Annotated in this window: 21 protein-coding genes; 10 read left to right on the top strand and 11 right to left on the bottom strand. The window is 61.0% G+C overall.

Annotation, left to right across the window (positions count from 1 at the left end):
• Positions 1-3: 3 nt before the first annotated feature.
• Genes HRJ34_RS05975 through HRJ34_RS05950 form a run of 6 tightly spaced genes read right to left on the bottom strand, consistent with a single transcriptional unit; the run spans position 4 to position 4,233 of the window.
• Positions 4-918: a DsbC family protein gene (locus HRJ34_RS05975; protein ID WP_208633582.1), complete on the bottom strand. Its 915-nt coding sequence runs from the start codon at positions 916-918 to the stop codon at positions 4-6.
• Positions 915-2,255, bottom strand: coding sequence for a TrbI/VirB10 family protein (locus tag HRJ34_RS05970; protein ID WP_208633581.1), 1,341 nt, complete (start codon positions 2,253-2,255; stop codon positions 915-917). The genes HRJ34_RS05975 and HRJ34_RS05970 overlap by 4 nt, the downstream gene beginning before the upstream one ends.
• Positions 2,248-3,006: a type-F conjugative transfer system secretin TraK gene (locus HRJ34_RS05965; protein WP_208633580.1), complete on the bottom strand. Its 759-nt coding sequence runs from the start codon at positions 3,004-3,006 to the stop codon at positions 2,248-2,250. Before HRJ34_RS05965 ends, HRJ34_RS05970 begins: the two co-directional genes overlap by 8 nt.
• On the bottom strand, positions 3,006-3,578 hold the full coding sequence (locus HRJ34_RS05960; RefSeq protein ID WP_208633579.1) for a type IV conjugative transfer system protein TraE: 573 nt from the start codon (positions 3,576-3,578) through the stop codon (positions 3,006-3,008). Before HRJ34_RS05960 ends, HRJ34_RS05965 begins: the two co-directional genes overlap by 1 nt.
• Positions 3,579-3,589: 11 nt before the next feature.
• Positions 3,590-3,877 (bottom strand): type IV conjugative transfer system protein TraL, encoded by a 288-nt coding sequence (gene traL / locus HRJ34_RS05955; RefSeq protein WP_208633578.1) that lies wholly within the window; start codon positions 3,875-3,877, stop codon positions 3,590-3,592.
• Positions 3,878-3,903: 26 nt separating this feature from the next.
• Complete coding sequence (locus HRJ34_RS05950; RefSeq protein ID WP_007688276.1) at positions 3,904-4,233, bottom strand: hypothetical protein; 330 nt, start codon at positions 4,231-4,233, stop codon at positions 3,904-3,906.
• A gap of 351 nt (positions 4,234-4,584) precedes the next feature.
• Between HRJ34_RS05950 and HRJ34_RS05945 the strand changes: the two genes are divergently transcribed.
• From HRJ34_RS05945 to HRJ34_RS05910, 8 genes are all read left to right on the top strand, one after another.
• Complete coding sequence (locus tag HRJ34_RS05945) at positions 4,585-5,046, top strand: hypothetical protein (RefSeq protein ID WP_039980357.1); 462 nt, start codon at positions 4,585-4,587, stop codon at positions 5,044-5,046.
• A gap of 45 nt (positions 5,047-5,091) precedes the next feature.
• Positions 5,092-5,331: an AlpA family transcriptional regulator gene (locus tag HRJ34_RS05940; RefSeq protein ID WP_208633577.1), complete on the top strand. Its 240-nt coding sequence runs from the start codon at positions 5,092-5,094 to the stop codon at positions 5,329-5,331.
• 46 nt (positions 5,332-5,377) lie between these two features.
• Complete coding sequence (locus tag HRJ34_RS05935) at positions 5,378-6,070, top strand: HEPN domain-containing protein (protein WP_208633576.1); 693 nt, start codon at positions 5,378-5,380, stop codon at positions 6,068-6,070.
• A gap of 5 nt (positions 6,071-6,075) precedes the next feature.
• Positions 6,076-6,279, top strand: coding sequence for a hypothetical protein (locus HRJ34_RS05930; protein WP_208633575.1), 204 nt, complete (start codon positions 6,076-6,078; stop codon positions 6,277-6,279).
• Complete coding sequence (locus HRJ34_RS05925) at positions 6,276-6,623, top strand: hypothetical protein (protein WP_226949063.1); 348 nt, start codon at positions 6,276-6,278, stop codon at positions 6,621-6,623. The genes HRJ34_RS05930 and HRJ34_RS05925 overlap by 4 nt, the downstream gene beginning before the upstream one ends.
• Before the next feature lie 140 nt (positions 6,624-6,763).
• Positions 6,764-7,306, top strand: a complete 543-nt coding sequence (locus HRJ34_RS05920; RefSeq protein ID WP_208633574.1) for a hypothetical protein — start codon at positions 6,764-6,766, stop codon at positions 7,304-7,306.
• Positions 7,307-7,332: 26 nt separating this feature from the next.
• On the top strand, positions 7,333-7,533 hold the full coding sequence (locus HRJ34_RS05915) for a hypothetical protein (protein ID WP_208633564.1): 201 nt from the start codon (positions 7,333-7,335) through the stop codon (positions 7,531-7,533).
• A 78-nt stretch (positions 7,534-7,611) separates the two neighbouring features.
• Entirely contained in the window at positions 7,612-7,809 is a 198-nt protein-coding gene (locus tag HRJ34_RS05910) for a hypothetical protein (RefSeq protein WP_208633565.1), read from the top strand.
• 206 nt (positions 7,810-8,015) lie between these two features.
• Here the strand turns inward: HRJ34_RS05910 and HRJ34_RS05905 are convergent, their stop codons facing one another.
• A complete protein-coding gene (locus HRJ34_RS05905) occupies positions 8,016-8,930 on the bottom strand; it encodes a topoisomerase DNA-binding C4 zinc finger domain-containing protein (RefSeq protein ID WP_208633573.1) in 915 nt (304 codons plus the stop codon).
• Between the two features lie 66 nt (positions 8,931-8,996).
• Here HRJ34_RS05905 and HRJ34_RS05900 point away from each other — a divergent pair.
• Positions 8,997-10,366 (top strand): IS3 family transposase gene (locus HRJ34_RS05900; protein WP_150289884.1). Its coding sequence is split into 2 segments (ribosomal slippage): positions 8,997-9,351 and positions 9,351-10,366, totalling 1,371 coding nucleotides; the frame shifts between segments, so codons are not numbered across the junction.
• On the opposite strand, the gene HRJ34_RS05895 is transcribed toward HRJ34_RS05900, so the two are convergent.
• The 4 genes from HRJ34_RS05895 to HRJ34_RS05880 are packed head-to-tail and all read right to left on the bottom strand — an operon-like array spanning position 10,363 to position 17,614.
• Positions 10,363-10,644: a hypothetical protein gene (locus HRJ34_RS05895; RefSeq protein WP_208633572.1), complete on the bottom strand. Its 282-nt coding sequence runs from the start codon at positions 10,642-10,644 to the stop codon at positions 10,363-10,365. The two genes, HRJ34_RS05900 and HRJ34_RS05895, sit on opposite strands and share 4 nt — an antisense overlap.
• A gap of 39 nt (positions 10,645-10,683) precedes the next feature.
• Complete coding sequence (locus HRJ34_RS05890) at positions 10,684-13,857, bottom strand: UvrD-helicase domain-containing protein (protein ID WP_208633571.1); 3,174 nt, start codon at positions 13,855-13,857, stop codon at positions 10,684-10,686.
• Positions 13,850-16,564 carry a PD-(D/E)XK nuclease family protein gene (locus HRJ34_RS05885; protein WP_208633570.1) on the bottom strand — a complete coding sequence of 905 codons (2,715 nt, stop codon included), beginning with the start codon at positions 16,562-16,564 and terminating at the stop codon, positions 13,850-13,852. The genes HRJ34_RS05890 and HRJ34_RS05885 overlap by 8 nt, the downstream gene beginning before the upstream one ends.
• A gap of 57 nt (positions 16,565-16,621) precedes the next feature.
• Positions 16,622-17,614, bottom strand: a complete 993-nt coding sequence (locus HRJ34_RS05880; RefSeq protein WP_208633569.1) for a helix-turn-helix transcriptional regulator — start codon at positions 17,612-17,614, stop codon at positions 16,622-16,624.
• Between the two features lie 104 nt (positions 17,615-17,718).
• Here HRJ34_RS05880 and HRJ34_RS05875 point away from each other — a divergent pair, with 104 nt between their 5' ends.
• Positions 17,719-19,794, top strand: coding sequence for an ATP-binding protein (locus HRJ34_RS05875; protein WP_208633568.1), 2,076 nt, complete (start codon positions 17,719-17,721; stop codon positions 19,792-19,794).
• Positions 19,795-19,851: the final 57 nt, after the last annotated feature.

Here is a 19,851-nt window from a genome sequence, read left to right as displayed (position 1 = left end):
GGTCTATCCTTTGGGAGCAGGGGTGGGGGCCCGGGTGGAGGTTGGGCGCAGGAACTCCCGGAGCACTGCGGCAGGCCGGAAGCCCTCGAGAACAGCGCCATCGGCGGGGCGCACGATCACAGGCGTGCCGCCAAAGCCGTGGGCTCGCGCGAAGGCCTCGTTGGCATCGAGCCCGCTCGTGTCGCAGGGTTTGGGATTGGCGAGCGCCAGACCCGAATAGGCCATATGCAGCGCCAGCTCAGGCCGCGGCGAGCACAGAACCCGTTCGGCATCGCGCCGGCTTTCCGCCCCGAAGATCGAGATCGGCCGCTCTTCGACCCGCGCTCCGATCGCCTTCAACTCGGCCCCGAGCTTCTTGCAATAGCCGCAGTGGAAGTCCGAAAAGACGACGACACGCGGACCGTTGGCAGGCCCCCAGGTGATCGCGCCTTTGGCTGGAAGATTGCCGAGCGGGACATGGCGCGGCGGGGTGTTCCGGGCTGACGCTGCGGCTGCGCTCGGGCCGCCTTCCGCTTGTGTTTCAGGATTGCTGCGCCGCGCTGCCCCCGCTGCCAACAGGTCCGGATTGAGGGCAAGCAACCGGGCAGCCGTCAGATCCTGACGGGCTTCCATGTCGTAGACCCGGCCGATCACAAGATATTTCGCAGCGCGGTCGACGTAGAAGAGCGTCGATTTGGACGCGACCTCGCACAGGCCGCCAAGGCCCTTGCAGTTGATTGCGTCGATCGGCGTCTTGGGCAGGCGCAGCTTGAGCGCCTCTCGAACCTTCGCCGTGTCCGGCGCGGCAGCAGGGGCAGCAAGGCTTGCCACACCCCATCCCGTCGCGGCCGACACGGCGATGATCGCCGCCAGTCCGGCCGCCGGGCGCAACCAGCGGTGCCGACGATTGTCCTGCTCGAGGAGAGTATTTTCGATCATTGGGAGTTCCTCACGTAGACGCCGTCGAGGAACACGATTTCGACATCGATGCCGGTCGGCATCTCGACGACGGGTTGGTACTGTTCGGCGCGCTCGATCAGGTATTTGCTGACCGTGTCGGCAGCGTCGGCGGCGCCCTGGCCAAGCCCGCCACCGAGAATGTCGCCGGCCGAGAGCTTGGAGCGACTGCCGTCGGGGTTGGTCGTGACGCCGGAGAAGACGCTGTTGGCGTTGGCCGAGAAGCCGCGCCCGAAGCCGCCGACGATCCCGGCCAGCAGGGCCTGGCTGATGAGGCTGCCTTCGCGGCTTACGACGCGGCCGCGGACCCCGGACTTGCCAGCGAAGCTGATGAAGCCTTTGACCTCGCTCACTGCGACCCTGCCGCCAGGCTGATCGCAGGTCATGCGGGCGAGCTTCACATAGACCTTCTCACTGCTGAGATCCCCGCGTGCCGCGCCGTTGACAACGCAGCCCTGGATCCGGGTGGTCAGAACCTTACCGTTCTGCATGACCGAACGAGCAGGGCCGGTAATCCGAAGCACCACAGGCAGCGGATCGGCCTGGCTGGCGACGCCTGCCGAGGCATCGACGCCGACGATTACGCGTGCCGGCGCGTAGGAGTTGGGCGGCAGGTAATCGGGCGAATCCTCGACGACGACCGGGGGCGCCTCGGGGCGGCCCACTCTCAGACCGCTCACCCCAGCCTTGTCTGAGCTGAAGCTCATCAGCTTCACCTCGCCAGGCGACGGGATCATGCCGCCCTGCGGCTCGCCTGCTGCAGCGACGGCGCTGGTTTGAGGTGAACGGGCCCGTGCATCATAGCCGCCTGCCTGCGGCCCATAGGCCGGTGGCGGTACAGCCGGTGCCGGCGATGCAGGCTGCGCGGCAAGCCGGGTCTTGAGCTCAGCGTTCTCTGCCGAGATGGCATCGATCGCCGACTGTCCATCGACCCGCATGGCCTGGTTTTCGGCCTTGAGAGCCGCCAGCTGCGCTTCGATCTCGCTTCGCGGAATGCTGCCGTCTTTCAGCGCCTTCTGTTCGCGCGTGACCGCATCCAACCGGTTGCCATAGGTCGCGACGAACTCGCGCTGGGACAGATCGCGGTTGACCAGACCTGCAGTGTCGATCGTCTGCGCCGCATTGGGATCGCCGGTCTTGGCCTTGTCGTCGTCGCCAAGGATGAACCAGCTTCCGCCGATGAGGGCGAGTGCTCCCAGCGACCCCAGCAGCAGCTTCTGACGGCGCGCGGTGCGGGCGTTGAGCCCGGAAAGTTCGGACGATGCCGCGCTCTCGGCCTGCAAAGGGGCAGTGCTTGGCGTATTGGCTGCATCAGTCATGGCCGGTCTCCCCGTTTGCGCCGACAACAAAGGCCGTGGTGCTGGCCCCGGGTTCGAGCTTTGGCTCGGCGATCGAGACGGCGAGCGTGTCGCGCGGTGCCAGATCGCGTTCGGCGAGCGTCACGCTCTTCGATCCGCGATTGTGGATGCGGACGACTTTCCCGGTGAGGCTGGCGCCGCGATAATCGGCGATGAGCTGGAGCTCGAGATCGCCAACGCGCGCAGGGCTAGCGGTAGCCTGGCGGACCTCGAAGCCATCGACCGACCGGTCATTGGCCATCGCCTGAATGAGTCTGACGGCGCTTGTTTCGAGCGGGGTCTGGCTTTCCCAGTCAGCGGCACGGTTCTTCGCGATTGCCGGGTTGGTCACGAAAATCTGCGCTGCGGGGATCTGCTCGACCCGGCACGCGACCTTGTAAACGAAGCCCTTTTTGGTCGTGGCGAAGAAGCTGACAGCCCGCGCCGCGTAGGTTTCCGGCACAGACACGTAGATGTCCCCGCGCACCGGCTCGTTGGTCACGGCAAAGTCGTTATACGGCGTGCCGGTCGAGATCTTCGAGACGCTGGCGAACTGGTCGTCGACCAATGCGAAGCGGGTGAGCTCGCGTGCCGAAACGCTGCATTCGATCGCGGCGCCATCGGCGGCCTGTTTGAACTGGTCGGCCGCATGGGCAGGCTCGGCTGCTGCGGCGAGCAGCGCTGCCACGCTCAGAAGTAAGGCCCGTGTCTGGGCCCCTGATCGGTAAGCCATCACTGGGCCTCCTTCGATTTATCCTGTGGGGGGAGCTGCGCAAACCCGGAGAGCGCCAGGCGCAGACCGCGGTAAGTCCAACTGAAGCGGAAGCGGCGCTCGTCACTCGCAATCACCTGCGCGCCGACGAAGGTCTTGAGCGTCCCGGTCACATCCGAGGTGAGGCCCTTGGGGTCGACAGTCATCGACCGGATCACGAAAGCCTGCGTGACGTCCGAGCCCCGCTGCTCGTCGACGATCCGGACGAGCTCGGCCTTGAGGCGGCCATAGCTTGCGGGATCAGCGAGCTTCAGGATCTCGTTCATCCAGTAATCGAGGCCTTCCGGACTGCGATTGAGGAGAACAAGGGCCGCATCGCGGGTGACGAGCTCGAGATAATCTGCCTCGACCCCGGCACTGCTCACGGTGAGTGCTTTCGGAACGGTCGGAACCAGTACCACTTCGCGGTCGCGGGTGGCGGCAAGGCTCCCGGCGACGACCAGCGCAATGCCAAGGCCGGCGCTGGTGAGCGCAAAGAGGTTCCGCTGGCGCAGCAGCGATTGCTGACGTTCGTGGGATATGTCGGAAAACATGGGAGTGCCCCTCAACCGGCGAGTAGTCGGGAGTGGGAAGGTGGCGTTGCCTTGAGGCCCAGAAATCCTGCAGGCAGATACCAGTATGCGGCATGGGCTACCCAGGAGCTGGCGCGTCCTGCTTTTGCCTTTCGCAATGCGAACCAGGCGCCGAAGGCGACTATGATGCCGATAAAGATATGCTGGGTGAGGATCCCCCAGGTGAAGGGGGCCAGCATTCCCGCGAACTCGTCGATGGTCCAAAAGCCGATAAGCTCCGGGTCATCGAGCCGCCGGGGAATGATGTAAGGATCTGCCATGGCGCCGCCGCCTTCCCTTGCCGCGCTCAGATGACCGCGGTCACAACCGAGGTGACGATCGGAACACCCGTACCGACACCGATGCCGACGCCCACCGGAACGGCGACCTGGCCGAGCGAAAAGCGCCCGGATGCCAGACCGATCAGGCCGCCAGCGAGGCTGAGAACCGTGATGATCTTGCCGCCCGAACCTTCCAGAAAGTCGGTGAACTTGGTGAGAGCAGGGGTGAAGGTCGTGTCAGCGCCGGCATAGGCGGCGCTCGCCGCAAGCGCTGCGACTGCGACCGGGATGGCAATGTTGAGGGCCTTGCCGAGACCCTTGACGCTGGCGCGCCGGGGGAGGGTGAGAGACTGCATGTGAAGCTCCGGTTGGAGGGGGGGGCACAGCGTTCTTGCGTTCGCTGTGTGTTCCACATGCATCTAGGAAATGTTCGTAGGAAAGTGTTCAGCGAAAATCCCGTGTGGAGGTGGAAGGATGCGGACGCATCTTTTCCAGTCCGACGCTCAAAGCCAACGATAAGGACGATAAATCAGGTTTTTTATGTCGGTGATAACCGACGCAGTAGCCGTGATTTGGCGACGACACGGATAGAGGAATCGATTCGCCTCTAAACGAGATGTTCCGTGTATGTTCTTTTCATTTTCCTACATGGGATGCTTCGCGATATTCCTGCGATTCGCACCAGTGCACAAAGCAAGGAGACAACCATGCACCATCCAACCGCCGTCGCCAGACCGGCCAATCAAAGTCTGGCTCGCGTGCTCGCCCATGCAATCGATGCCGCCGGCAAACCCCGCCACAGGATTGCCAGTGAATGCGGGATGCACCGCGAGACCCTGCTTCGCGTTGCGCGCGGCGAGCGGCCAATTGGGCTCGACGAAGCGGCACTTGTGCTCGCCGCCTGTGGAGCGCACCCCCGCGCGACCATGATCCTTGCTCTTGCCGGGCAAGAAGAGCTCGCTTGCGAGTGGATGCATGGCGAGATGGGCGAATTTCTTGAAGAGTTCTTCACGAGCCTCCCAGTCCATCTGCAGCGGACCCTGGGGCGGCGGATTGAGGATCTGCGGCCTCGGTGGGCCAACGGCACCTCACAGCTCGTGGCGCGAATGCTTGCCAAGCACATCGATGATTTTGTGGGCCGAGACATCGCGATGTCGCTGTCCCGGTAAATCCTTGAGTTCGGAGGGGACCGAACCTTGCGAATGAGATCAGCAATGTCACATGCAACACCAGATGAAACGCACACGCCTCAACCGCCCGAACCAGCGCCGCCTGCACGGCTTTTGCGCCTGCCGGAAGTTATCGCTCGCGTCGGACTACGCCGCTCCGCCATCTACCAGCGAATGAGCGAGGGGCGATTCCCAAGGTCGCGATCGCTCGGCCCCAAATGCGCAGTTTGGGTTGAGGCTGAAATTGACGAGTGGATCCGAGCAGTATCGCGAATTCAAAACTGATGACTGTGATCTATTCGGTTAGGATTCCTCGCGCTAAGCTGTGCCAATGGTTTACCGTTACCCCCTTGGCAATTCTCTCCATCCCGAAGCCTTGAAAGAGAAGCAGCGCTCATTGCGCGAGGGCTTTCAAACCCCCTTGGCACTTCGCGTTCACCGGGCGCTATCTTGGCTTCGGCGTGCGGAAGCCGAGGATCAGGACCATGATGTCCGCTTCATTCTTCTCTGGATCGGTTTCAACGCGGCCTATGCCGGTGATGTAGAGGCGTCAGCCAGCAGCTCTGCACCGGAAGGCGAGCGTGGGCTGTTTCAGTCGTTTTTCTCGACATTGGTGAAGTTTGATGGGCGTCACCGTGTCTACGACGCGGTCTGGCAGCGGTTCAGCCAGGAGATCCGCCTCCTTCTGGACAATCGCTATGTCTACCATCCCTTCTGGCAGCATCAGAACGGTGTGCCGGGATATCAAGACTGGGAACAAAAGCTTGATCGCGGTCGGACAGCGATCAATCATGCCTTGCGCGAGCACGACACGGTCCGGATCTTATCGATCCTGTTTGATCGGCTCTACGTCCTGCGAAATCAGCTGGTACATGGCGGCGCGACCTGGAACAGCGATGTCAACCGCGACCAGGTGAGGGACGGGGCGTCGCTGTTAGGTTGCCTGCTACCGATCTTCATTGATCTGATGATGGACAATCCCCAGCATGAGTGGCCAATGCCGAACTATCCGGTCGTGGATTAGGCTGGATGGAGGCGATTGACGGTCTCGTCGCAGACTCTTCTGCGCTCATCGATGGCTATCTCGATCCCGCCGACCGAGAGCAGCTTTACAATCGCATCTGGCATTGCTTGCGCTGGCAACAGCACGAACCCGATGACCGGATCACGCAACTCATCATCCGACTGTGCGACCTGTTTGTCCTCGTGATGCCGTCGAGCACAGGACGATGATCTATCAGGCGGCGAAGAACGAGCTACCGCATTCCGTTCGATGGTATGTGGCATTATCTGAATTTCGCCGGCGAGATGCTGATCGATATCGTGCTGACATCGTTCAAGGAGGCATGACAATGACCGAAAGCCGTATTCACCCCGAAACCGGGAAGCGGTTGACGCGCGGCGTGCGCGAGCAGGCTGTGACATTCGGCTCGCTCATCCAGACGGTCCAGGTCCCAGGTTGGTATCCCGACGACGAAAGCGATTCGATCCACTCAGGAGCTGATCTCAAGGCGCTCAACGCAGCCTATGCCGAGCTACGCGCGGCTTATGCTGCGAGATCAAATCTGTACGAATGAAGTTGCGATTGACGCAGGAGTAGGCGGGGCGGAGCATCGAAAGCGAGGCTTGGTCGCGGCTTGTTAGATTGATTCCGCCAACGGACCACCCATCCACCGTCAGATATTGCGTCGCCAGCGCATTCCAGTAGCGTCGCGGCATGTCCTTGCCTGAAGACTTTAGCGGCTTACTCGAACAGGCTGCAGTCGCCTTTGCTGCATATGAAGCCGCAGCGGGCTACTCACCCGTGATTGTAGGCGGCGGGGCTATTGCCATCCAGACGCTCGGCGCCTTCATGTCGGGAGATCTTGATCTCTACGCGCCGAACGACGTCCTGTTGGAAAAATGCCTTGTTGGTGCTGGCTTCAAGCGAGAAGATCGCAAGGGTCGGCTGCGCGGAGGGTATTATCACCCCGACTATCCAGCCTATGGGATCGAAGCGATCTCGGGACAGCTCTTTGATGGGCGGTCCGACCACGATCGGCTACTTCGGATCACCCTCGATGGCGACGAGGCGATCACCACGCCGTCATTTGAAGACATGATTGCAGATCGCCTGGGCCAGCACGCGGTGGACAGATCGCCGGACAGTCCGCTCCTGCAGCAGGCGCGGTTGCTGTTTAGGGTGGCTGTTGCGCTCGATTTGGAATATCTGAGACGGCGCGTCGCCGAAGAGGGCGGCAGCTTCGAACTGCTGAACTGAACCTCGAATTGGAAAGGAAGCTCGCGATGACCACGATCAGCATGGCCCAGCTTCGTGACCATGTAGAGGCCAAGAAACGCGAAATCGGATGGGTGGACGACGATGCGTCGACCGATGCGCTCCGCAACAAGGGCGGCAACCGCAGCTCAGAAAAGCGTGCCTTTCTGGCTCGTGTTGATGCGCGCGCCATTGCCGCAGGCAAGAAGCCCACGCGCTCCTATTACTAGCGCGTCATTCCAACCCCACCATCTCCGGCCGCGACTGTCGTAGTTGGAGCTGCATGCCAGCGCTGCTATCATCCCCACATGCCCCGCTACTTCCTCGATCCTCCCGACGGCCACGCATATGGATTCCCCAAGCTGTTCGAGGGGGACATTGACGCTCTCGATTTCGATTCCTGGCTGCGCGAGAACGGTTACCCCGATGAGTTGATCCAGATGTTTCCCAACGGCAGGGGCTGCCGTATTCTCACTCGTCGCCATGAAGATAACGCAGATAGTTAGGCAGACTTCGCTTCACCGCAGTTGATCGCGGACGCGGCGCAGCGTGCTGTTAGAACACCGATTACGGTAAAGGAGCATTGGAGCTTCGAGGAATACGGGAAGCTGATCGAGCCGCAGTTTTTGGGATTCAAGAAGCTGAAGCAGTGGAGAAGTTTTTCGGCGAGGTAATCACGGTTTGGTGCCCGGCCGGCGGCGAATGAAGCAATCTAACCAAGGCTTGCCGTTGTTTTGCAGGTCGGGAACTCGCTACACCCCAAAAATTCTCCGTACTTTCCATCGATCCTGATCATCTGCCCACGCTCGCAGGAAGGACATGTGCTTCCCTGTGCGACATTGCCACTCAGACGGACAGGATGCCTTCCCTTTTGGCTCTCGTCGCTTGCGATATTCCGCTTGAACTCGCACCGCGGCCAAGTGCTGCAGCTTTCGAATTCGCCGTTGCGACCACTGCGCCGGGTGACGATTCCGACCGCACATTTGGGGCATGGCTCAAGAGGCGCGGCGTCGATCGGCTCAATCTCAACTGCGCCTTGCTTGACCAACTCAACCAGGAAGCGGGATGGCTGCGCCAGGCTCGTATAGATCCGAACCTGTCGTCTCGCGCGCGTGATGGCGACGTAGAAGAGCCTACGCTCCTCTGCCATCGGGAACGGATCCGGAGCAGGCATCGGTATTTGCAAGACGGGATCATCTTCGATCTGGCTTGGGAAGCCCCGGTTTCCTTCAACCACGTTGAGCAGCATGACGTAGTCGGCCTCTAAGCCCTTCGACGAATGGACGGTCTTGAAGTCGAGGTCGAGCTGTTCTGAAAACTGCGCCTTCCAGCGTCGTAGGTCTGCGGGCCGGTCGCTTCGATAACGGCCAAGAAGCAAAACTGACAGGCGGCCATTCTTCCCCGGCTCCAGCTTGCCGAGCTTCAGGTAGTGCTGCATTTGCGTGAGCTGCTCAGCCAAGTGTTCGGTGGATCTCCGTGCATCCTCGAAGGCATAGGCAAAAATGTACTGCTTGCTCTCGTAGTGATTGGCGCTTGCGACCTCCTTCCGGATTTGCGTTGGGTTGGCCTGAACGAACCGGCTGGAAATGTCGCAGATGGGCTGAGGACTGTCCGCCGTCAGCGCCAATGGCACAGATTTGAGGTTGTGATGTAAGGAGGATTTGGGCTTCGTCGTAGTGACGAAGGAACGAAGATGAAGCCCAAATCCTCAAGCGTAAAATCGGCCCGCAAACCCAAGGCGTCGGCCGAACAGGTGGTGAAGGATATCCGGCGCGCGACACGCCGGCATTTCTCGGCGGAGGACAAGATCCGCGTGGTTCTGGAGGGCTTGCGCGGCGATGACAGCATCGCGGAGCTGTGCCGCAAGGAGGGCATTGCCCAGGGCTTGTATTATACTTGGTCAAAGGAGTTCATGGAGGCCGGGAAGCGTCGGCTGGCGGGCGACACCGCCCGTGCCGCGACGAGCGGCGAGGTACAGGATCTGCGCCGTGAGGCGCGTGCCCTGAAGGAGGCCGTCGCCGACCTCACGCTCGAAAACCGGCTGCTGAAAAAAAGCATGATCGCGGATGGGGGAGACCCCGAATGAGGTATCCGGGATCCGAGAAGCTGGAGATCATCCGCATCGTCGAGCAGTCGCACCTGCCGGCGAAGCGGACCCTCGACCAGTTGGGCGTCGCGCGGCGGACCTTCTACCGATGGTATGATCGCTATCTCGAAGGCGGCCCCGAGGCGCTGGAGGATCGTCCTTCCGCGCCGAGCCGGGTCTGGAACCGCCTCCCCGGCGCCATTCAGGACCAGATCGTCGAGATGGCACTGGAGCAGTCCGATCTGTCGCCCCGCGAACTGGCGGTGCGCTTCACCGATGAGAAGGACTATTTCGTCTCGGAATCAACGGTCTACCGCCTGCTCAAGGCGCATGACCTGATCACCAGCCCGGCCTTCGTCGTGGTCAAGGCGGCCGACGAGTTCCATCGCAAGACCAGCCGCCCGAACGAGATGTGGCAGACCGATTTCACCTACTTCAAGATCATCGGCTGGGGATGGATGTACCTCTCCACCGTGCTCGACGATTTCTCGCGCTACATCATCGCCTGGAAGCTGTGCACCACGATGCGGGCCGAGGACGTGACCGACACGCTGCAACTCGCGCTCGAAGCCTCAGGCTGCGACCACGCCACCGTCAGGCACAAACCAAAGCTGCTCAGCGACAACGGACCGAGCTACATCGCCGGCGAACTCGCCGACTGGATCAAAGCCCATGACATGAGCCATGTTCGCGGCGCTCCGCTACATCCCCAGACCCAGGGCAAGATCGAGCGCTGGCACCAGACCCTGAAAAACCGCATCCTGCTGGAGCACTACTTCCTGCCTGGCGATCTCGAACGGCAGGTCGAGGCCTTCGTCGAGCATTATAACCATCGCCGCTATCACGAGAGCCTCGACAACGTGACACCGGCCGACGCCTATTTCGGCAGGGCCGCCGCCATTATCGAACGGAGGAAACGCATCAAGCGAAAGACCATCGAACAGCGACGCTTGCTTCACCGCAAGCTCGCCGCCTAAACATCAACCCCAGACGAGGCCCGATCTCCTCTTCTCTGCGCAACCATCTGCGCCAAATGTCCCGACGACGGACAGATCGCACCAGACCCGATGGTCTCGCGGGACCAGGCATCGAGGGATAGCTTTGCAAGGGCAGCGTTACGCAGAGTTGGCTTATAGCCTTCCCAGGCAGCGATTTTCCCTTCCGCGAAATCGGTGAAAGGGTGCCCCTTGCTCTCCGCAGTGATCAGCCGCTGGAACCGGTCAAAGTGTAACTGAAAATCAGAGGCGCTGATCATGGTCACGGCTTCCCAAACAACCTGCCCGCAGTTCAAGCTTCAAGCATTCGGCGAGCAATCTCGCCCGATCGTCAGCTCGCCGGTTTCCGTCCAAAAAACGGCAGCACCATCAACGGCCTTTTCACCCTTGGTGCCGACCGCATCGATGTAGGCTGCCAACTGCGGCCAGTAGCTTTCGAAGCGCTGCGCATGGTCTGCAACCGCCCCACTTTTGTGATCGACGATGATGAAGCCGTTAGGACCTTCAGCGATAAGATCGAGGATGATGATTTGGCGTCCGCCATCAGACAAAGCGATGTCGATTGGCTGTTCGATATGCAGGCGCGGATAGCCAAGCTCCGTAAGGGTCTGACGAAGTGCTTGCGCCTGTTGCGCGAGAAGCTCCACCTCAGCGTCGGAAACCCGGCAATGCTGGCTTACCCTGCCCCGCATATCTGGCCGGCACAGCAGGATCCGCAAGGCTTCGTGGACAGCAGTCCCCTTATCCGTTGCCTGGGCGAGATCCGATCCAGAAAGCCGGACACCTGCGGCAATCGCCCTGGTCTCGATTTGACGAGGCAGCGGCCGAGCGGTTGCGACGGCCTGCGAGGGACTGACCACCGCGACCAGGGTGGTGACCGCTCGCTTTTCAATTGCAAATCTTGGTTCGCGGTCACTGCTCGCCAACCAGACTGTGCCTTCCGTATCGAACGATGCCGGGATCTCCTTGTCACAGAAAGTCATGCGCGACGGGAAGTTCGCCGAACCGACAGTGATCTGATTGCCCTGCAATTTGATACCACAGACGTCGTTCAAAAGACGGCGCGCCGTGATCGGCAATGGCGGCTCAACCTTCTCGTCGTCCTGCGGCCATTCGATGATCAGGCGATCACGCGCACGGGTCAGAGCGACGTAAAGCAATCGGCGCGCTGTTTCTTCACTCTCGGGATAGAGCTCATGGAGAAAGCGCGCCGTCGCCTCTGGCGCAGCAAAATCAGGAGCATAGGCAAGTGTCGCCTCTTCGATCACATGATCGAGGTCGTCGAACCCAGGAAACTTTGTGCTGAATGTCCCAGCACGAGGATCAAGCTTGTGGTCCAGACCGCAGATAACCACGACCGGCCACTCCCGACCCTTCGATGCGTGCCAGGTCACGATCTCGATGCCGTCGGCCTCGGCGCCGGCAGGATTGGGGCGCAAATCCTCGCCCTTCAATCCCACCTTGTTCTCAAGCCAGCCAAGGAAGACGTTGGCACTCTGGCCATAGAAACCTGAGGCTTCACGCATATCCCGGTGTGCATCCATGAATGCCGCCGCTTCAGCCTCGAAGCGAAGAAGGTCCGCTCTCATTTGGGCGGGATCGTCAAGCCGGTCGCACCAGTCTCGCAGCCCGGCAACCTGGATCACCTGATGCACCAGTCTGTCCACCGGCGTCGCAAGCGAGTCAGGCCAAAGTCCCTGCAACGCCATGAGTTCTGGTGTCTCGATCCGGCCGTGACGGGCAAGAGCGCCAAGAGCATCGCCGAGCGGCGTTGCGCCCGGGCCGAGCGTTGCTGTGCAGATCGCTGCATGATTGTCTGCCGGATCGACGGCGAAACGAAGCGCGAAGCATGCTGCCTGAACGATCTTGCTTTGCCACCAGCCTCCTTCCGCAACGCGGACCGGCAAGCCCAGGGCCCGCAGCGCTGCCGCATAGCTCGCGCAGTGGCTGTGCGTCGGACACAGGATGGCAACGTCCCGCGGCTCCAGATCGCGCAAGGCTTTGGAATGCCTGTCGACGATGGTCACCCGATCATCCGTCAGCAGAGACAGGAGACGATCAGCGATGAAATGCTGGGGCTTCCCGCCGGAGCGGGCACCGCGCTTGTTGGCCAGCTCGATGACTTCCAGAGCGGTGTCGTGTCCCGAGGCATTCTGCGCGGCAAGCGCAGTATAGTCCTCACCGAAAAGGCATGGCCCCAGTGCGTTCACAAAATCCATGATGCGAGGATCGGAGCGCCAGTTCCGGTCGAGCGGGCTGGTTTCAAATTGCTGCGTAAGGGCGACAGTCAGTCGCGGATCCGCGCCCTGGAAGCCCATGATCGCCTGCTTGGTGTCGCCGACGATCAATGCGCGCTTGGCCTTGCGGGCCAGCGCCCACAGAAAGGTGAACTGGATCGGGTTGGTGTCCTGGAACTCGTCGACAATGACGCAGTCGACCTCGTCCATGATGGCGCCGAGCACGGCGGGCTTTTCATCGAGTATCCGCGCGGCGTTGGTCACCATGTCGTTAAAGTCGATGACGCCGAGCTCGCGTTTACGGGTCTCGTAGTCCGTCATCGCCGACTGTGCGCCTTCGACGAGAGCGCGCGCATGCGAAACCGCATCCTCGAGCGGTCCGGGGTGAGAAACCAGGTTGTGAGCCGCCAGCATGACCGCAGATGCAAGATCGTCGTAGCCGTCAGGGGTCGGACTGCCGCGCATCGACAGACGGAGGCCACGCAGCTTTTGCCACAGCCGCCAGTCTGTACCACCGGAGGCGAGCAGCTGCTGAGCCTGCTTCAGAGCGCGGAAGTTCTCGCGGAATGCTGTCTTGGCGGCGGCACTACCAGCCTCGTCAGCGAGCGAGCGAGGAAAGGCCTGAAGCAAGGCATCGACAGCCTTCTTGAGCGCTGCAGCCAAAGTCTCGGGTTTGCCGATCGGTGCACCGTATCCGGTTCGGATGGATGCCTCGACAAAGTCGGCCATCGCCGGATTGCTGCCTCGCGGACCGAGCGTTCGCAGCAAGGCGATGACGCCGAGCAACTTCTTGCGGAAGCTGTCCTCTGCGGTTTCGTCCGAGGAGAAGCTCCCTTGATAGCCAAGGGCGGCGAGGTTTCGGGAAAGCTCGCTCAATGCAGGATTTTCTTCGATCGAGCGACGGATCAGCAAGTCCTGCTCGTCTTCGGCGATCAGGCGCTGCTGCGGAGATGAACCCGATGCGAAGGCGTGCTCGATCAGCAATCGGCGCCCCAGCCCGTGAATGGTAGAGACATAGGCTCTCTCGACAGCCAGCGCTGCCGACAGATTGCTGTCCGCAATCAGAGCGCCCCGGATCCGCTGCCGCAATTCCCCGGCGGCGGCTTCTGTGAAGGTAACCGCGAGGATCTTCTCTGGGCGAACCATGCCGTCCCTGACCCATTGGGTGAGGGTTTCCTGGATATGGTGCGTTTTGCCAGCCCCGGCGCCTGCGGGCACAATCGAAAGTTCAGTCATCGAGTTCGTCCGGGATGGTGACAGAAGGAGCGGTGTCGTCACGCATGAATGCGGTGATCAACGGACTGTCTTCGAGAGCGTAAGTGCCAAGTGCGGCGGTCTTCTGGAAGAATTTGGCATCGGCTGTGGTGTTTGTTTCGAGACGGCCAGCCTTGAGGGCTTCGAATCTCGCCGAAATCAGCGCAAGTGCATTCGCGGCGATGTCACCTGCGACGAGTTCGACATCAGAGCTGTCGAACACTTCGATGCCATTGAGGAGGACGTTGCCGTCGTTGAGCGTGTGATAGGCGACTGCCGGCTGCTTGGACCAGCCGTTCAATGCCTCGCCAATGCGAACAACAGCTTCGTGGCTGCGCTCATCGATCCGAACGGTCATGCGCCGATAGAGATCGACCTGCAGGTCCCAGCCCTTCTGAAGGCGCTGTCGGCGGGTTCCGGAGCTGCTCTTCTTGTAATCGACGACGATCGGTTGACCATCGGGAAGGCGAAGCAGGCAATCTGCTTTGCCGTGCACGGGGTGGTCAAACAAAGTCCCGGAGAGCCAGAATTCGTTGCCCACGATCTCGGCGTCGAGGGATTTCAGTACCATCGACCAGTGCTTGGCGGACTTGGTGATTTCCGCCTCCAGCGTATTGCGCTCGACAGCCCAAGCCGACGTCTGCAGGAACGGCGCAATCGCACGAATGCGTTCCAGAAGAAGCTCAGGCACTTTCTCTTCGATCACCTCGTCGGACGGGTGGTCCTTGCCCGGCGGGAACAGGCGTTCGAACACCTCGTGGGCGAGAGAGCCGCGCAGCATGACGTCAAGCGCTTCCGGCTGCCAGGAAACATGCTCGGCGCCGAGTTCAGCCAAGACCCAGGCCAGCGGGCTGATGAGGAGCTTTTCGAGCCGGCTCGGGCTCTGCGCTCTCGGGGTGCCATCATCCTTCTTGCGCAGGCTCAGGAGATCGAGATCGAACTCATAGTGGGTTGGCACTTCGAGGGGCTGGAGGGGTTCGACCACTGGCCGCGGCTTCCAGGCCACCAGCCTGTCCCAGATCGTACCTTCACTATGCGTCAGCGGCACGACCAAAGATTCAGGATCATCCATGGCTGTGATGAGCCGGGAGATGAGTGGCAAGCTTGACGAAGCGGAGAGAAAGCTGCCGCCGCGATCGCGCTCTGACAGGAGGAAGATGACCTGATCACTTGCAGAGCCAATCTGACGCGCGAAAAGGTCGAGCGCCGCATCGAGCTGCTTGGCCTGGGACGGGAGCTGCATGCCGACCGCGTTCGAGATCGCCTCAACCTCACTGTCGAGGAAGAACGGATTCCCCGAAGGCGGGGGCGGATAGGCACCGTCGTTGAAGCCGAGGACGAGAAGCTTCCGAAACTGCCGCTTGGGCATTTCATGCGCTAACATGACCGAGATACCGCCCAGGTAGTAAGGTCCGCGTGGGCAAGGCGGTGCCTGGTATGCTGCGGCCAATTGGATGGCCTTTTCCAGTTCCGCTTCGGCGGCATCATTGCCATTGCCGAGCGTGGCCAAAAGGCGCGAAGCCAGCTGCTTGGTTTCGGCTACATCGGACGCAAGCATTTCGTCTTCACTGAGCAATCTCTGGAAGGAACGGATTTGCTCCTTGAGCTGACCGTTCGTCGCAGGGGACGCTGACCGGATAAGCGAGAAGAGCGCAGCCTGCTTTCCGCTCAAGTTATGCACCAACATCGGCCGAAAATCGCCGGCCATGACGGCATTGGCCAAGGCCGATCCAACATCCGGGGACCAGCACAGAATGGGGGAACAGTATAGCGAGGCGAGCGCCATGGCGGGAGCGGGCCGCCGCCTGCACTGCAGGAAATGCAGAAGCGCTTCACCCCCGATATTTCTGCGATCCGGTGCAGCAGGGAGCGATGATGCTGCAAGATCGGCCTTCGCGAATGCTTCGGACAGGTAATGCGTATACTCCGGCCCCGACGGCAGGATGATGCCGATCTCGCTCGCCGACAGAGTTCGATCCTCGGCAAGCCAGCGCTGGATGATGGCGGCGGCGGCTTCGCATTCCGTGAGTGCATCGCGGACGGAAAGAACCGCGAGGCTGTCGTCCATGGCTACTGTTGGCGCCGACGGATCAAGCAGATGCCTTTGGACATGCCCGGCGAGGATCGATTCAGGCGCTCGGCACGTCTTGAGGGCTGAGATCAGGCGGACGTAATCAATATCGTCCTCGTCCAGCTTGCCGTGGTGACTTTCGAGATGTTCGAGCACAGCGCGCTCGAGAGATGTCAGCTGGGTGCTATTCCGATCCCAGATCACCTGAAGCGGCTGCAACGCGTCGCCTGCCTCATAGGCCAGAAATGCCTTCAATATCGCCAGTTCGGACGGAGCAATGGCAGGATTACCAAGCCAAAGATCCCGCAGCGCCTCAATGTGGGTCCGCGCGCGCGCGCCAGACGGCAATGCCTCGGTCGCAATGGATCCCGGCTCCAGGTCGCGCGTGGCCATCATCAGATGGCGCAGCATTGCGGCAACAGCCGTGACGGTCTGTTCGGGAGCGACAGCAAAGCTCTCCGCCCAGGGGGCATCCTTACCCTGCGTTTCAAGAGCCTCGCGCAGGGGAATCTCGGCACAATAAGGCAAGGCGTAGAGGCTCGCCATGAGCTGCGGACTGAGCGGCATGCAGCTCGCAAATGGCGCGTCGCCGATCCGCAGATGGCAGTTCTCAAACATTCAGACTAATCCCCCGACGACTGTCACGCCACGCCCAACACGTTCTCTGCTCATCAACTACGACAATTTCGGTCGCAACATTTCCTGAGCCGCCGCGAGCCGCTTCTCAATCGTGTCCTTCAATGCCGCTGGTCCTTCGATCACCAAATCGCCCGACCATCCGAACAGGTGATTGGCGAGCTCAAAGAGCCCTCCGGATCGAAACCGCACCAGCAGCTCCTCGCCATCATCTTCGAATTGCTGATGCGGGTGGAACCGCCATGCCCGCGCTCGCTCGACCGCATGCGGGAGGACCCGCAGCACAATATCATGGTCTTCCTCTTGCCATATGCCGAAGCTGCGGGACATCCAGGCGTCGAGATCCCAATCCTCCGGTGGGCAGCCCACGATCCCGCTGTCTCGAACGTTGCTCATGCGATCGAGCCGAAAGGTGAACGGGGGATCATCCCGGTCAGGCATTTTGCCGAGCAGATACGTAATGGGGCCATGGATCAGGCCGTATGGAACGACCCGCCGCCAAGCGGGCGCAGCAGCCCAATCGGGCTGATAATCGAAATCCACACAATGGGCGGCAAGGATCGCTGACTGGATCGTTGTCAGATCCTCGGGCGAAGCGATGACGGCTGGCCCTGCCACAACGCGGGATCGCTGCAACCGGGTGAGCAGATCGAGATCATTGTCGAGCCGGCGCCGCTCAGCGCTGTCAAAGGCGATCTTGATCTTGGAGAGCAGCTTCTCAAGCGCTTCGGTGTTGGCTGTGCCCTCGATCCGTCCGGCTTCGACCACGGCCTGGAGCGCGGCGACTTCGCCAGCGTTTGGCCTAGCATAGGCCCGGCCCGGGCTATCCTTGATCCTGAATCGTTTGATGCGCCCATCGACCGTTTCGTCCAGGTCGAAATGAATGAGTATGACGTTGCGAAGTCGCTCAACAGTTCGGCGGTTCACCCCAAGCAATGCAGCCATCTCATCGAGCGACAAGCCTTCGATGCTTTGCGTCAACGCATGCACGAGTTTGAGTGTACGATCGAGGTTACTGAGGCGCTTGGTCATTAGAGCTACTGCTAACTGCCTGTCCTGCAAGCGCAAGTCGGATCAAGCGTAATCCCCCATTTATACGACCATATTTGTCGCACTCATGTGCTTAAAGGCCTTTTATGGAACCGGACCTCAGGGGGATTGCGCACAAGATGGCACGTCAAAGGGCAGCACAAGCCGAATTCAGCCAAATCGAGCAGGGTGAAGCAGCGCATTTCGCTCATGCTGCTGCGCGGGTTCTGCAGGCGTTGAGCGTCAATCAGGTCAAGCGGTGCGGCGAGGATCTGATCGACCTGATTGACCGTGAGGTTCCCGTTGCCGCGTTGCATAAGCTCACCAATCGGGAAAAGCCTTCTGTGGCCGAAATGCGGGCTGTCGCTCGGCAATTGGCCGCGAAGCGCGCCGCGCCAACCCAGTTGGACAGTGTGTTTGCATGGGTCGGCGAACTGTTCGGCCTCGATCCCGCTGAAGTCACCATCCTCACCATCTTTGCCCGCTGGGGGAAATTTGAGTGCTGGCGAGAGCTCGTGCGCCGGGCACCCATCTCATGCAGCAACCTCACCCCGAGCGCTGTCGCTCAACTCTCTGGTCTCGCCGGCAACACCGTCGAACGGAAACTGGTGTCTGGTGCACCGCTGTTTTCCTCTCGCCTTCTTCATGACGACCGCGATGGAGAATATAGCCTGAGCCCCCTGCTCAGGCGCCTTATTCGGGTCCATGCGGAAACCCGGGACGAGATGCTGCGCTGGCTCATGCCCGAACCGGAGCAAGGGGGGTTGCTGTGGAATGACTTCGAGCACCTCGATCCGTTGCGGAGCATCGCTCTCAAAGTCCTCTCGAGCAAGGAACCTGTAAGCATCTTGCTGTTCGGGGAGCCGGGAACGGGCAAAACCGAGTTTGCGCGCACCCTTGCCACTGAGGCAGGAAGCGGCGCGATCTTTGCCGGTTTGAGCGACGATTTCGGTAACGAGCCCGATCGCTCCGAGCGCCTCGATCATCTGATGATCTTGCGGGCTATGTGCCGTCATCACCGGGACAGGGTCATCGTCGTCGATGAAGCCGACGATGTCCTGATGATGAGCGAGCGCAAAGGCAGTTCCAAGCAGTGGATTAACCGTCTCGTCGAGGCGCCGCAGGTTTCCACGATCTGGATCGTCAACCAGCGTTCGCGGTTGGATCCCGCCGTCTTGCGACGCATGACCCTCGCGATCGGCTTCGATCGCCCGCGCTTGGCTGTGCGAGAGCGAGTAGCCAAGAGGTCCGCTGAAGCTGCATCGGTTGACCTCAGCAATGCTGAACTGCGCGATATCGCTTGCCTGAAGGCGCCCCCTGCCGTGGTGGCTGCAGGTCTGAAGGCTGCCCATCTTGCGAACGGCGGGGCGGACGTGGCGAAGACCGCTATCCACAGCGTAATGCGCGTTTTGGGGCAGTCTTGCGCCCCGGAAGCGCCCGGCAGTTCAGTCTACGACCCGGCGCTATCCCGTGCGGACACGGATTTGTCTCGTCTTGCTGACCGCCTGGCCGCCACCCCAGACCGCGGTTGGAGCCTGTTGCTGTCCGGGCCTTCAGGTACTGGCAAGTCCGCCTTCGCAAGGCATCTCGCCGAGGTCATGGGATTGGAGATCGAAGAGCGGCGGTGCTCGGACCTCATGAGTCCCTATGTAGGTGAGACCGAACAGAACATCGCTGAAGCCTTTGCGAGGGCAGCCGAACGCGGTGCACTGCTGTTGATCGACGAGGTCGACAGCTTCCTTTATCGCCGCGAAGCCGGTCAGAGGAGCTGGGAGGTCAGCCAGGTTAACGAGATGCTGGTGCAGCTCGAACACCTCCGCACTCCCTTCGTCGCGACGACCAATCTGGCCGATAACCTCGATCCAGCGACACAGCGCCGCTTCACGATCCGCGCCGCGTTCAATGCCATGACCCCCGCTCAGGTAAGCCAGCTTTTCAAAGCCAGGTTCGGCCTTGACTGGCCGGTAGAGTGGCCCGTCCACCATGGCCAAACGCCTGGCGACTTTACCGTGGTTGCGCACCGCGCAAATCTGCTGGCAGAACGAGATCCGGCTGTTCTTGTGAGCTGGCTGCGTGATGAGATCGAAGCCCGCGGCGATCAGGTGCGGGGCAAGATGGGGTTTCACGTGACTGGCGATGTCCTCGCACGTTCGGCAGTCCCGGTCGTACCAAAGGCCGCGTGAAGCTTGCCGATTGTGCGGCGAGGTTCGAAGTTGCAGAAACCAAAGATAAACTCTGAT

Source organism: Rhizorhabdus wittichii, from assembly GCF_017607425.1.
Classification (GTDB): Bacteria; Pseudomonadota; Alphaproteobacteria; order Sphingomonadales; family Sphingomonadaceae; genus Rhizorhabdus; species Rhizorhabdus wittichii.
Note: the sequence above shows the minus strand (reverse complement) of the source record. Positions and strands in the feature narration are given on the sequence as shown.

Bases quoted from the DNA above. Each gene is read 5' to 3' on its own strand.
- HRJ34_RS05895 (WP_208633572.1), bottom strand. From the start codon at position 10,644: ATGATCAGCGCCTCTGATTTTCAGTTACACTTTGACCGGTTCCAGCGG.
- HRJ34_RS05945 (WP_039980357.1), top strand. From the start codon at position 4,585: ATGCACCATCCAACCGCCGTCGCCAGACCGGCCAATCAAAGTCTGGCT.
- HRJ34_RS05885 (WP_208633570.1), bottom strand. From the start codon at position 16,564: ATGTTTGAGAACTGCCATCTGCGGATCGGCGACGCGCCATTTGCGAGC.
- HRJ34_RS05950 (WP_007688276.1), bottom strand. From the start codon at position 4,233: ATGCAGTCTCTCACCCTCCCCCGGCGCGCCAGCGTCAAGGGTCTCGGC.
- HRJ34_RS05890 (WP_208633571.1), bottom strand. From the start codon at position 13,857: ATGACTGAACTTTCGATTGTGCCCGCAGGCGCCGGGGCTGGCAAAACG.
- HRJ34_RS05880 (WP_208633569.1), bottom strand. From the start codon at position 17,614: ATGACCAAGCGCCTCAGTAACCTCGATCGTACACTCAAACTCGTGCAT.
- HRJ34_RS05915 (WP_208633564.1), top strand. From the start codon at position 7,333: ATGACCACGATCAGCATGGCCCAGCTTCGTGACCATGTAGAGGCCAAG.
- HRJ34_RS05925 (WP_226949063.1), top strand. From the start codon at position 6,276: ATGATCTATCAGGCGGCGAAGAACGAGCTACCGCATTCCGTTCGATGG.
- HRJ34_RS05965 (WP_208633580.1), bottom strand. From the start codon at position 3,006: ATGGCTTACCGATCAGGGGCCCAGACACGGGCCTTACTTCTGAGCGTG.
- HRJ34_RS05975 (WP_208633582.1), bottom strand. From the start codon at position 918: ATGATCGAAAATACTCTCCTCGAGCAGGACAATCGTCGGCACCGCTGG.
- HRJ34_RS05875 (WP_208633568.1), top strand. From the start codon at position 17,719: ATGGAACCGGACCTCAGGGGGATTGCGCACAAGATGGCACGTCAAAGG.
- HRJ34_RS05910 (WP_208633565.1), top strand. From the start codon at position 7,612: ATGCCCCGCTACTTCCTCGATCCTCCCGACGGCCACGCATATGGATTC.
- HRJ34_RS05920 (WP_208633574.1), top strand. From the start codon at position 6,764: ATGTCCTTGCCTGAAGACTTTAGCGGCTTACTCGAACAGGCTGCAGTC.
- HRJ34_RS05940 (WP_208633577.1), top strand. From the start codon at position 5,092: ATGTCACATGCAACACCAGATGAAACGCACACGCCTCAACCGCCCGAA.
- HRJ34_RS05970 (WP_208633581.1), bottom strand. From the start codon at position 2,255: ATGACTGATGCAGCCAATACGCCAAGCACTGCCCCTTTGCAGGCCGAG.
- traL (WP_208633578.1), bottom strand. From the start codon at position 3,877: ATGGCAGATCCTTACATCATTCCCCGGCGGCTCGATGACCCGGAGCTT.
- HRJ34_RS05930 (WP_208633575.1), top strand. From the start codon at position 6,076: ATGGAGGCGATTGACGGTCTCGTCGCAGACTCTTCTGCGCTCATCGAT.
- HRJ34_RS05935 (WP_208633576.1), top strand. From the start codon at position 5,378: ATGGTTTACCGTTACCCCCTTGGCAATTCTCTCCATCCCGAAGCCTTG.
- HRJ34_RS05960 (WP_208633579.1), bottom strand. From the start codon at position 3,578: ATGTTTTCCGACATATCCCACGAACGTCAGCAATCGCTGCTGCGCCAG.